Below are 13,781 nucleotides of genomic sequence, written 5' to 3'. Positions count from 1 at the left end.
CGAGTGGCACTGTTTGCTCCGAAATAGGTGGCACTCTTTAGTCCGAAATAGTCACTTGATGCAGCAAGTCGCTCGGCCTTCATGGAAATCATTGAAGATCGGCATGAAAAGGCATCCACATTGATTACATCTCAAGTGCCGGTTACAAATTGGTACGAGGTTATTGGAGAGCACACTATCGCTGATGCAATAATGGACAGGATAATCCATAACGCCCACAGGGTGGAACTTACGGGTGATTCGCTGCGGAAAAAATACAAGAAAAAGATAGAAATCTGTGAAAACTAATTAAATAAACCTAAATTTGTAATAATGGAAAGCAACAATAAATGGTCTTCAAAATCGGACTTAACTTTGGTGGACCAGTTTGCCGCGGAATGAGTGGACTACTATGTGCGGAATATCCAGATAGCAGAGTAAGTAAATTTTCTTCTTTTAAAAATGCCGCTTTAATTTTATTCATCACTTACTCCTCAGTTTTGAATTTGAAGAACATCTTCAGTGTATCGTAAATTTTATCTGCGTTATAAGTAATATCTTGCATTGTCCAGTTACTTATATCTTCATTCTGAGTTTGCTTAACAAATACTTTCAAAGTATGCTGTCTAATATATTCACCATTTTCAGTATTGCTAATTACACTTATCCTTTTGTCAGTGTAATAATCATTTCCGAACCCCCTGTTGATACTAAGGTGCAATAGTACCAAGTTTCCTATTGAGTTAATTGGACGTTTTTGATGAATTTCTCTTTTTAGTTCTGATAATTTATTACTTTTTTCTTCGTTTAATAGCCCATTCCACAGATCAGAAGAAATTTTCCAAATAATCTTCTTGTCGCCATCATATCCTTTATTTAATAAAGACACGTAATCCTTTATGCTTTTCATCGGGTCAGGCAAATCTTTAAACTTCTTATCAGATATTTCTTGAGGAGTTCCGGGATAAATATGTTCTATATCTTCCTTGAAATTTTTAAAATACCTTGATTTTAAATACGGCAGCGGAATACCTATTTCCCTTGTTTGAGAATGCTCAATAACGTCAAGTATAAGGAGTATTTTTTCTAATTTTCCCGTTTCATACCAATTAGTAGGATTTTCGGAATTATAGTCTTTGATTCTGTCTAACCAAAATTGAGTGCCTGTGTCTTCAACTCCACCATTGGGCTCTTTGCCAAAAATAGATTCTTGTATTTCTGCCTTTAAGAATGCAATAAACTTACTTCTTGTAACATCCTTTTCATTCCATTTATTCCAAATCTTATTGAATCTGGTGCTACTTTGGGAAAACAAAAAGCCTAAAAAATGATAGATTTCCCTATCGTCATACCAATCCTTTAATGTGCGATGCAGTAATATGATAGATATATAAAGGTCGATAGCAATTGTATTTTGAGTTTCAAAATAATTCAGTTTTAAATCAGAATATTTCTGCTTACCATTTTCATCAATTATTGATTCTGCCCAAATTTTGTAAAGCAAATTAATAGGATGTTTTATTTGGTCAAATTTGATGGTTTCTTTTTCACCTGTTTTAAGTTTAGTGAAAGTTGAAAAATACTCCAATACATTTTCCATGCTCCACCAAGCATTGAGTTCGTCCAATTCCCATCCAATTCTTATTCTTCTTTCATTCAAACGCACCACATCTCTAACTTCAGTGGAATCAAATTCTTCCATTTCCTGCTTTGCAACCCGAGTTATCAAAATTGCTCTCACCAAATCAGAACCGTCTAATTGTACTTTCCCTGCATTAAGGTTCATAAACAATTCCTGCTCCTTTGTGTTTTCAATTCTGTTTACAATGAGTTTTACATTATGTAACAATTTTTCTGTAAAGGATATTTTAACGACAGATACATTATCATTAAACCAATTATCAATTGTATGAATAGCTTCATACATAAAATAAATGTCTTGATAATCGTAATCTTTTCCATTTGATGCAGTTTCTAATAAAAATGCATCAAAATCATTATTGGCAACAATATTTGTCAGAAAAGAATTTTTGTTGGAAATTACCTGTTGTATGAAATCATTTGATGGCTCCCTTACGGAATATAATAATTTGGATTGTACCTTTTCTGATTCTCCAAGATATGCTAACAATAAAGCTAAAGTCGTAAGTCTTTGCTGACCGTCAACCACATTGAATTTGTTATCTGAATTCAAAACAACAGTAATATTTTGAAGACAATAAAATAAATCTTGATCACCACCAGTTTCAAATTCATTAATATCATCTAGCAACTGATATATTTGTTTATCAGTCCATTTGTAGCCTCGCTGATACTCCGGAATATTATATGATTGATTATCTTTCAAATAATCGCCAAAGACCCGTCCTACGCAATATATTAATTCTCTTGCCATTATCTGGTCAAAATATTTTCGTTTTACTATTTGTCAAATTTCCGGTCGTATTTCTGAATATTCCGAAAAGTCCTTTGGATCACTTTAACCACAAAACTTTCTGCGGAGCACTAAATCCCTCTTAAAGTAAATGTGCTGTTTAAGCTCGGGCTCCTGTCTGTCACTAGTGATCAAGATTCAAGTTTGTCCCATCGGTCTTGAAATTTTTCATTTTTTAATGGTGTCAAGTTAATAATTCCTCTTGTTGAATATTGCTTGAATTTTTCTCTTGCTTCAGATGCCGTTAACATGAAATACTCTGGATTCGCTAAGTTGTTCAAATTTACAAAAATGCAAAAAACGCCATCAATGAAATTTCCTTTGGTCATTGGCCACCCAACACTATTTTTGTTCTTAATCGCTTTCACTTGAATTGATATTGTCTTATTATTTTTGTTAGCGAATAAATCAATCGATTTTGCATTACCTAGTGTCATACCAACTGAAAAACTTCTTCTATAAAGTTCAGCAGCAACAAAATATTCGCCTGCTAAATGAGAGCTATTTTTTCCCATTGTAACAATAAAGGGTTAAAATTTCCTTATTATCATTTGTATAGTTATCTCCAAGTTTTTCAAATCCAATTTTCTCCAAGAGATGTCGCATGCCATCATTTTTTGTTGTTGCAAAAAATGATTTAGAAGTGCTGTTTTCTATCAGAAATTTGATTAGTTCCTCGCTAATTCCTTTTCGACGATGCGTTTCTTTCGTTACTGCATAACCAATTTCATACTTATAATCATCTGCAAGCTCCTCAACATTAGCTTTTTCAAAAATGGTTTTCTTATAATTTATGTCCGGATTTTTAATAGAAGCCACTCCAACAACTTTGTCGTCCAATTCACAGAAAGAAAGGAAGTCCGCAGTTTTTATTCTATTCAGAAGTCCATTTGCATTTACTTGATTGCCATCAACAACAATCTCATAAAACGTTTTTAGTTGGGCGTCACTGCAATTTTCAGGCTTGAATATTTTAATCGTCATTTTGGTTTTATATTGAACCATCAGTTTTTGCACTATCGTTGTTGCCTCACTGATAACTTATATATTAAGTGCTCACTAATAATCTCGAAAGATATGCAATTTATTCATATGTAGCGTAAGTGCTGAAAATAAAAAAAGCGCCATTCCCTCTCATTGCTTTGCAGGTGCCCAAGTGGAGAAACAAAGTAAACGGATAGTTGAGGTTTCGATGCATGTAGCCCATTTACGAAAACATGGTGTCTACTGCTGTTAACTGTTAACAAACATTTCGTGCGTTTTTGTTAAAGTCATGGCTCAGGAACACGGATATTGAATCCCGATTAGAGTCGAAAGATATGCACCCAATTTAAATATGGACTCGGGAAGGAGAAATAAATCTAAAATTAGATGCACGCAAGTTGTCAGCAGCAATAAAAATGCCCAAATCCTTATTCCGGACGAATTGAATTACGTACCGCTCCATTTCAGAATATGTCGCGAGATCTTTCCTTTATTACTAAAAAAATGTCAGTTAAAATTGTACATTTGGATGGCTATTCATCTTGAACTATTTTCCGATTTCTGTGAATTCCATAAAGGCTCAAGTGAAAACAATTCAAAGATCATAAATAAGTAAATTTGACGAACTGATTTCGTAAATGAAAGAATCGCACCGAGTAGAATTTAAACTGATACTGACCGACTCGTTCGAGAAAGAAGTTGTGGCCTTTCTGAACAGCCGTGAGGGCGGATTTATTTATGTGGGTATTGACGACAACGGAATAGCAAAAGGCATAGAACAATCCGATGAGATACAGCTTAAAATCAAAGACCGTTTAAGACACAACATTCTTCCTTCCTGTCTGGGATTGTTCGATATTATTGACGAAAAAGTTGACGGTAAAGATGTTTTGAAGATTATTGTAGCCAGTGGCCCGGAAAAACCCTATTATTTGAAAAAGCAGGGGATGTCGGAAAAGGGTTGTTTTATCCGCGTGGGAACGGCGGCTGAACCCATGCCTGTTAAAATGATCGAAAATATTTTTGCAAGGCGTACCCGTAATTCAATAGGGAAAATAATTTCTAATCGGCAGGACCTGAAATTCGAACAGCTTAAGATTTATTATGAAGAATCCGGCAAGAAATTAAACGCTCAGTTTGCATCAAACCTCGGACTTCATACGAAAGATAAGCATTTCAACTATGTTGCCTTCCTCGTTTCCGATGTTAATTCTGTTTCAATAAAAGTAGCCAAATACAAAGGCATTAACCGCGTCAACCTGGTCGAAAATAACGAATACGGATATTGTTCCATTATTAAGGCCACAAAACGGGTTTTGGACAAATTTGAGCTTGAAAACAAAACCCGCAGCCGCATTACATCTAAAGAGCGTATCGACACACGTCTTTGGAATGCTGTGGCTTTGCGCGAAGCAATTATCAACTCGATAGTTCACAACGATCACACAAGGGAAGTGCCGCCCAAATTTGAGATTTTCGACGACCGTATTGAGATTACCTCTGCCGGTAGTTTGCCTGATGATCTAAGCCGTAAAGAATTCTTTCAGGGTTTTTCCGTACCCCGCAACCAGGAACTCATGCGTATTTTCAAAGATCTGGAATTGGTGGAATACCTTGGATCAGGCATTCCCCGTATTCTTCAGGCATATCCCGAAAAATGTTTTCACTTCACGGAGAACTTCCTTCGGATGACCTTCCCAAATGCCTGGAATCTGGCGGAAGACGAAGTCACCCCCGAAGTCACCCCCGAAGTCACCCCCGAAGTCACCCCCGAAGTCAAAAGGCTAATTACAGTTATGAATGGCAAATTATCTAGGACCGAAATTCAGCAGCTATTAGGATTAGCTGATGAAAAACATTTCAGGGAGAGCTATCAGCAAAAATCTTTAAAACTTGGAATTATTGAAATGACTATTCCCGACAAACCCAACAGTCGCCTCCAAAAATACCGCCTCACAGCAAAAGGTAAAGCCCTCCAAAAACAGTTGAAAAAATGACCGATAATTAGTTTATCGCTTTACGAAACTCCTGCCGGATAACTGTGAATGTCGAGTCTTCCATATTCTTGTTTTTTGTTTCGCCTAAGGTATGCATTATCACAATTCACGAATTCTCCCGCCACACAAGCTCATCCATCTTTTCCTTCATCTTCATGTAAACCCTGTCGTTCCTGCCACGGACATCACGCAGGAAATTGATCTTCCCGGACACTGACAACTTAAAGGACTCCAGTTTGTCAGTTCCATGAAATTCATGCTTTAAAAAGTACGTTTCTGAAGCCGCCTCAATACCGCTCTTTTCCCAATGATATAATACCGCACGCAGGTTTCGGATGGTTCGCCGGTCAACATTCGGAAACCGGTTCACCTTAATGCCTGTAACCACTTGCCGTGAAGTGTTTTTCTGAACCCTGAATTTCTTTGTGTTGATCTCAAAACCACTCTGGTGGATGCATGATTTTATCACTTCTATCTTATCCTTTGTAAACGGGGAATTTGATGAAAAGCTCAGGTCGTCGGCATAGCGTGTATAAACCATTTTTTGTTGAGATGCTATTTTCTCTAGGCTTTTATCAAGGCGCAGGCAGATGAGATTGGCTATAATCGGCGAGGTCGGAGCCCCGACTGGTAATCGTTTTTCGAAACAGCATATCAATGCCAGACAGGTCGCCACCTCATCCGGAAAATAAAACGGATTCCCGGAAAATAATTCTTTCACACGCACACCTTTGATCGAATGAAAGAAATCCTGCAGGTCAATATTCATCACGTATTTCTTTCCGCAATGCTTCCATGCATTAGAGATAATGCTTCTGCTGTCGGCATCTTCAGGATGGCAATATACAAAACCGTGACTGCTCTTCGGTTTCATATAGGCATAGATCATGCGCAGATAATAATTCAGATTTTGCTGGACGGTCTTCAGCCGTTTTCCCGGTGACTCTATCTCACGGATGCCACCGTCCTTTTTCGGAATCGTAAAACACCTGTATCCATTACTTGACATTAGTTTCAATAAAATTGAATATCGGATGTGCAGCAAGCGACATAATTCTATCGGTGTCGCTATTTTCAAGAAATCTATCGCAGCCGCATTATGTTCAAGCAGATAAAACCGTTCACGGTCACTCGCCGTCTTGCTTACTAATTCGATATCCATTTCCCACAAAATTTCAGTAATGACGGAGGCGCTGCGGCTTATTATCTCAGATTTTCACCATTCATTCTGTGAAGCATGAGCAGAATGAATGCTAAACGCAACATTTCTGAAAGGCCGCAGGTACAACAGCCCCAGGCATTTGATGCAAGCACTCGCATCTTATCCCTTAGCAATCGCTCATAATATTATGCCGGCAGCACCCCGTCAAAACTGTCATACAAAAAATAAATAATTTATATTTCCGTTCATTTTTCATTCTCTCACCTCATCGAGGCGGTTCTTCAAAAAATCATAAATATTATTCTGATCCTCCCAACCCGGCTCGGAATCTTCGAAACGCTGATATTCATGGACGAACTTCATCATAAACGATGGCAGCCCGCCGGTCCTGTTCTTCGCCAGGAACAGTTCTGCCATGCCGGCAGTGCTGCGCCCTGCCTCATCTTCAAATATTTTATAATATTCAGGTCGGTATAAAAACAAAACTTTATCTGCATCCTGCTCAATGGCACCGCTCTCGCGGAGGTCGCTCAGCGTCGGTCTTTTTGAGCCACCACGTGTCTCCACGGCGCGGCTGAGCTGTGACGCAACAAAGATGCAGATGTCCAATTCCCGTGCGATGCGTTTCAGCCCACGGGCCATTTCCGCGATGGCAAACTCCCTGTTATTACGCCCTTGCCTTGAATCCACTTCAAGCAGTTGCAGGTAATCGATAAAAGCGACTTTAACTCCATACCTGTCCCGCAACGAACGAAGCCGGCTCAGGAGTTCCGCGGTATTCAATCCGGCAGTATCATCAAAATAGAGCGAATAGGCCTTTACTTCCGCAGATTTCGCTTGTATGATGCCTATCTGGTCCTCGTTCATGCGCTCGGTACATATCTGATTGCAATCCACGCTTGCAGCAGCGGACAGTAGGCGTTTTAAAAAGATCGTGGCGTTGGTCTCCAATGAGAAATAGGCCACAGGCGTTTTAAATTTTGAGGTCATATTCAGCGCCATCGAGATCATAAGTGCTGTTTTCCCCATGGCGGGTCGGCCTCCCAGAACGACAAGCTCGCCTAAGGGCAAACCGCCCAGCATGCTATCGATAGTTTCAAAGCCGGTGCGAACATTCCGGTCCCTGCCGGCGACGATCTCCGGCATCACCTGTTTGATGACTGAATCGATAGACCGGGCACTCTCATATGAAGATTGCTCCAGCATCTTGTGGAGCTTTTCAGCAATTTCATGTATCAGCGTCATCCCCTGCCTTGCGGAATCACGGCTCTTGGAATATTCGGCACATAAACCCTCCAATTCTCTCTTCAGGTAGTCATCATACAGCACGTTGACATAATAATCCAGAACATCAATGGTCACAGCCTTTGATATCATCATGCCGACATAATCTTTGCCGCCGGCTTCTTCCAGCTTGTGAATCTTGCCGAGTTCATGTTGAACGATCAGATGGTCGATGGCTTCATTTTGATGAAAGAGGCCGGTTATTGTTTCGCAGATCAGGCGATGACGATTATCTTCGAACACTAGTGGTTTTATCCTTTCTGCAGTTAGCGTCAACGCCATGCTGTTATGCATCAAGGTGCCGATTATTGCCTGTTCAATACTTTGAATATGTGCATCCATAAGAAATAAGGTTGATTTTATGCTGTCCTTCCATCTGAGCCATGGTTTTGTCTCGGGCCAATGCAAAGAAATAAACTCACTCCGTAATCTTGTTACGGAGTGGATAACTCTTGAAATGAAGCTCCCCGCCGCAGAGCAGCGGGGTATCAAAAACCGCCACCTTCCTCGGCGGAATAGGATTCGCCGCACAGCGACGGGGAATAAAACCCATATATCCCGACAGCCAAAAAGCTATCGGGATGAGGTAGTGTAACACGCTGCTTCGCATCGTTAACACTACCTTCATTAAATATTATTATTTCCGAATTGACCTGTTGTTTCATTCAAAACAGCTTGCAGTAGCTCAAGGTTCATTTTACTATTTAATACTACTGATTTTGCTAAGAGGTTCATTAACACGTTTTCTAATTCAGTTATACTTAGCGTGTCATTTTGCACCAAAGACTCAAGCACCTTATCAGGAACGTTCGTGTTCATCCGCATAACTTTAGTCTGCAAAATCTCCAATTTTGTTTTGCGATCCGGTTTATGAAGATGTAGTACCAGTCCGCGATTTATTTCAGACAAAAGCCCGGCATCAAAACCGGAAAGTTCCTGAGGTTGAATACTGCTTGCAAAAAACAACTTGCCGATTGAGTTATGCATTTGATCGATTATTTGTAATAACACGGCCTGTACGTCCATTTTCTGTTGCAAATAATCAATATCATCAATGAACAGTGAATTCGCGTTTGCGTAATAATTGAAAAAATCAATTATACATTTGTTTTGCATTGCATATTCAAATTGCAAACAAAACGCGTTGCTTCTTATGAAAATAAGCTTGCTGTCCGGCATTTTCATACGCATACTATAATAAATGCTGTCAAGGAATTGTGTCTTGCCTGATGACGCTTCACCTGTTATAGTCATAGGGTTAAATAAACTGGCCGGCGTGTGGATTGCCAACTTTCCAAAGGCTGTTGCAAAGGCATTATTTTCCTGTTCAATAAAGGTACCGAACATCAAGTTTCGGCGTGTAACGCTGTTAAAAAGTTTTATTTGGTTCTCCATTTCTCATGATTTAAAGTAATGGAGCAAAATTAAAATGGCAGAACGCCAAAGTGTGGCGGAGTGTGTGAATATTAATACAGCATATTTCTTTGTAAAGGTCTTGTGCCGGGCAAGAATGGGCGATATAGTACAAGAAAACTATTCTACTTTCAATATGTGCATTCAAAATGAAAAATTATCGCGAACACAGATTTATCCACAGCCGCAAGGCTTTATCCAGTGCCAATGCATAGAATTAACTAACTCTGGAATCTTGTTAAGAAGCAACACTAATATTGAAAAATGAATTTCATTTGCGGGGAAGTATTGAAAAATATGTACATTCGTTATATAATATTACAAAAACGCTAACTATTCAATATGAATGATGTTAAGTATATAATGGTCTCTAATGTGCGCAATCATTGGGATAAGCTTTCAAAATGGAACGACTCCACCTTATTCACATTACCAATGATAAAAGATGGGATTACAAGTAGTCCATTGCCTGCAGAGGCAGATACATTCTTTATAAAATTAACAGAAGAAAACAAATTTGAAAGATGTTGGATTGGGAAAACGAAGAACTTCAGAGAAGATTCATATAATGGGATCCCGGCAATTCGTTTTGATGTATCCGGGTTAAAAGAAGCTGAGTGTCCAAAAGATTTCTTGAATTATTTCAATGGCTGGCATCTAAATAAAATGTCATTTGGCATTACTCCGGAGCCGTGCAGCCAGGACAGGAATGACCACCTTCAGCCACCATTTTTTAAGGAGATGGCGGCTTGTAATTCATTAACTTTTGAGCTTCATTGTTTTCACTTACTCCGCTTACTTGGCATCCATGATATTTATAAATTTCCTCAAAATAATAACAGAGGAAAAGCAGATGGTTTTTTTCGCTTTCATACACTTTCCGTGATCTATGATGCAACATTGGAATCACAATACCGGGCAAAAAAGGAAACACAAATTGAAAATTACATAAACCAGCTAAAGAAAGAAAAGATATCCCTTGATTCTATTAGCTACACGATCAAAGATACACAAAGGCAGGTCTGGATTATAACAAGAGGACACAATATTAAATTGATAAAAAGCGAGGACAATATAAAGGTTAAAGAAGTACCGTATTCTAAACTAATTGAAATTTATTTTCGACGCGTCCATAGCGAGATTGGAACAGACGATTTGTGGGATGCACTTAAAGATCTTTGTTGATAAAGGCCTTGTGCCGAGGCCGAGCTAGGCTAATTATTATTTCTTTCCCTTTAGATAGCTTGATATAACAGATCGGGCTCCAGCTATATCAACGTCTTTATTAGAGGCATGTGTCTCTTTCCAGATCAAAAGCAAAACCCATCCTAAATCCCTGACATTATGCAATTCATACTGTGCAATTTCAGCTAATACGTTTTCGGGTATTTTGAAATGCCCATCACAAACCATCTTTTTCAATATCTCAAGTCGTGTTTCAAAGTTCGGTTTTAGAAGGGAGACCGTAACTCCCTGCATCAGCCTTGTTATCAAATCGGGATCAAAATCAGACAATTCTTCCGGCAGGTATCTGCTTGCGTATATCATCCGCATGCGTCTGAAGGCAATATTATTATGTATTTCCAATAAAACATTCTGAGTACTGTATTTCTTTTCAAGAAAATGTAAATCATCAATAATTATAGCTTTGAATTTGAGAAAATGATCGACGATATTCGTCATTTTATTTTTCCTGAGTGCATCCGAAATTTGTATATGAAAATTCTCAGCCCCGATGAATAGATGATTATCGCCAAACCATTGGTGTCTGAGCTGATTGTAAATTGCATGCACTAAATGAGTTTTCCCCAAGCCAACATCACTTTGAACAATCAGTGGATTAACATCGCGCCACAACTGCGTGGTAATATGGAGGCCTATACGACGTGCTTCAATATTGCAATCGCCCTGAACAAAGTTTTCAAACGAATAATTGGTGGACTCGTGATCTTTGGATTGCGGTAATTGATTTTCCATTTCTTTTGCCTTTATGATTATGGTCAAAAGTATAATGGCAGAACGACAAAGTGTGGCGGAGTGATAATCAAAAATGCAAGTGGATTAATAAACCCAATAATCCTCTATTTATGCCGAAGATGCATCAGAAATAATTTCGCACAGGCACGTGCATCAGAAAGTGCATCATGATGATTCAGCGGAATTTTGTGTTTATGGCAAAGAGAGGCAAGGTTTTCTCCGAACAAGCGGTATGTGCAATGTTTATCGTAATCCGGTGCTTCCATACCATAGTATCCCAATGTTTGGCTTAACACCGGAAAATCGAAAGCCAATCCGTTATGAGCTACAACAGATTGTCCGGTTATATAGGGTTCAATCTTATGCCACAACAGATTAAAGGTCGGCGCATTCTCAGTGTGTTTAGGAGTGATTCCATGGATGTCTATGAACTTATCCCAATACTTGTTTCCGGGCGGCTGAACTAAAAAATCAATTTCATTAGTTATAACCTCTTTCTCAACCCTCACAAGCCCAACCTGGCAAATACTCCAGCGATATCCCTGAGCTGTTTCAAAATCAATAGCAGTAAAGGAATTTATCATTGTTTTTATTTGAAAGTTATCTAAGATGCATTACAAAATTACCATCTCGCTCCGCCAAACTATGACGTTTTTGCTTGCAACCTATAAATTATTTATAATTTTTAAGCGTACTCTTCAATATCTCAACAACCTCCCGGGCAAGCCATTTTGGCTCAAGAACCTTCACGGCATCGCCCTGCATAAGGATAAGGTGCGTCAATTCATAGTTGGGTACCACGTTCAATTCGATGCGGCATTCCTCCTCATTATCGATCAGTACCTTTTGTGATTTATGAAATGGCAAGCTCTTGATATATTGTCCTTGCGTTAGAGTGAATGACAACACGACCCGCTGTTGCGCCTCCTGCGAATAAACCATTCCTATGGTATTCTCAAAAAGTTCCGAAGGATCAACCTTTTTATCAGGCGTATAGGTTTCTGAAAGGATCTGCAATTTTGAAATCCTGTCTATCCCAAATGAGCGGAACTCTTTATAATTGCCTATCTGACCAATCACATACCAGCGATTCTGATATTCGCGCAATAAATAGGGTTTCAGTGCAAATTCCCTGAATTTTTGTGTATGAAAATTATGATGTACAAAAGACACCTTTCTTCTTGATTTGATCGCTGAGAGTAACGGCTTCAAATTCTCCGTGCCTCTCAGGTTCCCTACATTATCAAAAGAAATGTACTTCAGGGAATCCTTGCTCTCACTTAAACTCTCGGTGAGTAGTTCGGCAGTATTTACAATCTCAAGGAAGCGAAAAAATGATTCTATGTTTACGCTGGCTTCAAGGTCAATATAATAACCATTCTGATAGCGGTTGTAGGTGATTTCAATACCAAATTCGCAGCGGATCTGCTCAATTGCCCTCTGGAGTGTTCTTGGCGAGATTTCAAATCCGTGGTCAAACAGGTAATCCTTGATTTCTTCAAAAGATGGATACTGTTTACTGTTGATTTTCTCTATGATCAGAGTATATCTGCGAATCGTTCCCTGGCTGGACATAAGCAATGGTTTTAACAAATATAGACAAATCCGGATATTATGAGAAATGAAAAGCAGCTCTTTTTTAGCTAATTAATTTTCATTACGTCATCCTTTGACGGTGAGCAAATCTAATATTGTAGCGGTTTAAATCGGAAAAGAAATGATCTTCAAAGCCATTGATTTTGCCACGAGTTTATGTCGTGGCGAAACTTGTTACGGAACCAAAATCCCCCTGATCAGAAGGATAAACAATACGGGAGCTATCCTGATAGATGCTCAGATGCCTGAAAAAATAGTCACGTCAGGCATCCTGTTTGGAACACAGGAGTTAGTAGGTTTTTCCAAGCAATCTGTTACAAATAATTTTGGCGAAGAAATCGCTGACATTATACAACGTTGTTCAAAATTTGAAAACGGAATATCAGATGGCGAAAATGAAAAAAGTGAAAATCGGCCGAATATCTCAGAAGGAGAAAAAGCAATTTTGCTGGCCAGTCAACTCGTGATTGTGACTGAGTTGGATACCGAGATCAGCAAAGCAAGGACATGGCACTATTTCACACACTGGAAAACGCTTCATACACAACCGCTATATTATGCTGACCTGGAATCAGAACTTTGCAAAGGGTTCATCAATACGTATCTTGAAAATGCCGCTGAAAAAGAAATCATTTATCGTTCCTTTTCTAAGATTTATTTAAGCGCATTTTCAAAGAATACACAATTGACAAATCTCGCCATTGATTTTCATAATAAAGTTCAACAAGTTTTTAATGATCCAAAGTCTAAAGTGGATGTGATCGCAAATGTCTCGATGTTGGTACACCGACTAATTCCTGACAAATACCGCGAACGGCTTTCGATTTTTGAAGTGTTCCTAGTCCTCGTCAAACTTGACAGGTATTTCCATTTGTCTGAGATAGAACGAATGCGGTTTCATGTGGATATTCCGCACATAGTAGTCCACTCATTCCGCGGCAAACTGGTCCACCAA

Annotated in this window: 12 protein-coding genes and 1 pseudogene; 4 read left to right on the top strand and 9 right to left on the bottom strand. The window is 38.9% G+C overall.

Annotated features, from left to right (window positions below; all coding sequences use genetic code 11):
* Positions 1-57 precede the first annotated feature (57 nt).
* Positions 58-288 (top strand): annotated as a pseudogene (locus WCM76_15945) (ATP-binding protein).
* 178 nt (positions 289-466) lie between these two features.
* Here WCM76_15945 and WCM76_15940 read toward each other — a convergent pair.
* The 3 genes from WCM76_15940 to WCM76_15930 form a co-directional block, all read right to left on the bottom strand.
* Positions 467-2,374, bottom strand: coding sequence for a DUF262 domain-containing protein (locus tag WCM76_15940; GenBank protein ID MEI6767124.1), 1,908 nt, complete (start codon positions 2,372-2,374; stop codon positions 467-469).
* Between the two features lie 170 nt (positions 2,375-2,544).
* Positions 2,545-2,928, bottom strand: coding sequence for a hypothetical protein (locus WCM76_15935; GenBank protein MEI6767123.1), 384 nt, complete (start codon positions 2,926-2,928; stop codon positions 2,545-2,547).
* The gene (locus tag WCM76_15930) at positions 2,915-3,397 is read right to left on the bottom strand and encodes a GNAT family N-acetyltransferase (protein MEI6767122.1); all 483 of its coding nucleotides are present in this window, start codon (positions 3,395-3,397) and stop codon (positions 2,915-2,917) included. The genes WCM76_15935 and WCM76_15930 overlap by 14 nt, the downstream gene beginning before the upstream one ends.
* Positions 3,398-4,035: 638 nt before the next feature.
* On the opposite strand from WCM76_15930, the gene WCM76_15925 reads away from it, so the two are divergent.
* Positions 4,036-5,394 carry an RNA-binding domain-containing protein gene (locus WCM76_15925; protein MEI6767121.1) on the top strand — a complete coding sequence of 453 codons (1,359 nt, stop codon included), beginning with the start codon at positions 4,036-4,038 and terminating at the stop codon, positions 5,392-5,394.
* A gap of 106 nt (positions 5,395-5,500) precedes the next feature.
* On the opposite strand, the gene WCM76_15920 is transcribed toward WCM76_15925, so the two are convergent.
* From WCM76_15920 to WCM76_15910, 3 genes are all read right to left on the bottom strand, one after another.
* Entirely contained in the window at positions 5,501-6,556 is a 1,056-nt protein-coding gene (locus WCM76_15920) for a reverse transcriptase domain-containing protein (protein ID MEI6767120.1), read from the bottom strand.
* Positions 6,557-6,808: 252 nt separating this feature from the next.
* The gene (locus WCM76_15915) at positions 6,809-8,182 is read right to left on the bottom strand and encodes a DnaB-like helicase C-terminal domain-containing protein (protein ID MEI6767119.1); all 1,374 of its coding nucleotides are present in this window, start codon (positions 8,180-8,182) and stop codon (positions 6,809-6,811) included.
* A 285-nt stretch (positions 8,183-8,467) separates the two neighbouring features.
* Positions 8,468-9,235 carry a DnaA/Hda family protein gene (locus WCM76_15910; protein ID MEI6767118.1) on the bottom strand — a complete coding sequence of 256 codons (768 nt, stop codon included), beginning with the start codon at positions 9,233-9,235 and terminating at the stop codon, positions 8,468-8,470.
* Between the two features lie 360 nt (positions 9,236-9,595).
* Between WCM76_15910 and WCM76_15905 the strand changes: the two genes are divergently transcribed.
* A complete protein-coding gene (locus WCM76_15905) occupies positions 9,596-10,438 on the top strand; it encodes a hypothetical protein (GenBank protein ID MEI6767117.1) in 843 nt (280 codons plus the stop codon).
* Between the two features lie 36 nt (positions 10,439-10,474).
* On the opposite strand, the gene WCM76_15900 is transcribed toward WCM76_15905, so the two are convergent.
* The 3 genes from WCM76_15900 to WCM76_15890 all read right to left on the bottom strand — a co-directional run bounded on the left by WCM76_15900 (position 10,475) and on the right by WCM76_15890 (position 12,805).
* Positions 10,475-11,230, bottom strand: coding sequence for a DnaA/Hda family protein (locus WCM76_15900; protein ID MEI6767116.1), 756 nt, complete (start codon positions 11,228-11,230; stop codon positions 10,475-10,477).
* A 104-nt stretch (positions 11,231-11,334) separates the two neighbouring features.
* Positions 11,335-11,814 carry an exonuclease domain-containing protein gene (locus WCM76_15895; protein MEI6767115.1) on the bottom strand — a complete coding sequence of 160 codons (480 nt, stop codon included), beginning with the start codon at positions 11,812-11,814 and terminating at the stop codon, positions 11,335-11,337.
* 88 nt (positions 11,815-11,902) lie between these two features.
* Positions 11,903-12,805: a WYL domain-containing protein gene (locus WCM76_15890; protein ID MEI6767114.1), complete on the bottom strand. Its 903-nt coding sequence runs from the start codon at positions 12,803-12,805 to the stop codon at positions 11,903-11,905.
* 142 nt (positions 12,806-12,947) lie between these two features.
* Here WCM76_15890 and WCM76_15885 point away from each other — a divergent pair.
* Positions 12,948-13,781 (top strand): HD domain-containing protein (locus WCM76_15885; GenBank protein ID MEI6767113.1); only part of this gene is annotated, 834 nt, incomplete at its 3' end.

The sequence above is a fragment of the Bacteroidota bacterium genome (genome assembly GCA_037133915.1).
GTDB lineage: Bacteria > Bacteroidota > Bacteroidia > Bacteroidales > CAIWKO01 > JBAXND01.
The sequence above is the reverse complement of the archived record's forward strand: the minus strand, read 5'-3'. Positions and strand labels throughout refer to the sequence as shown.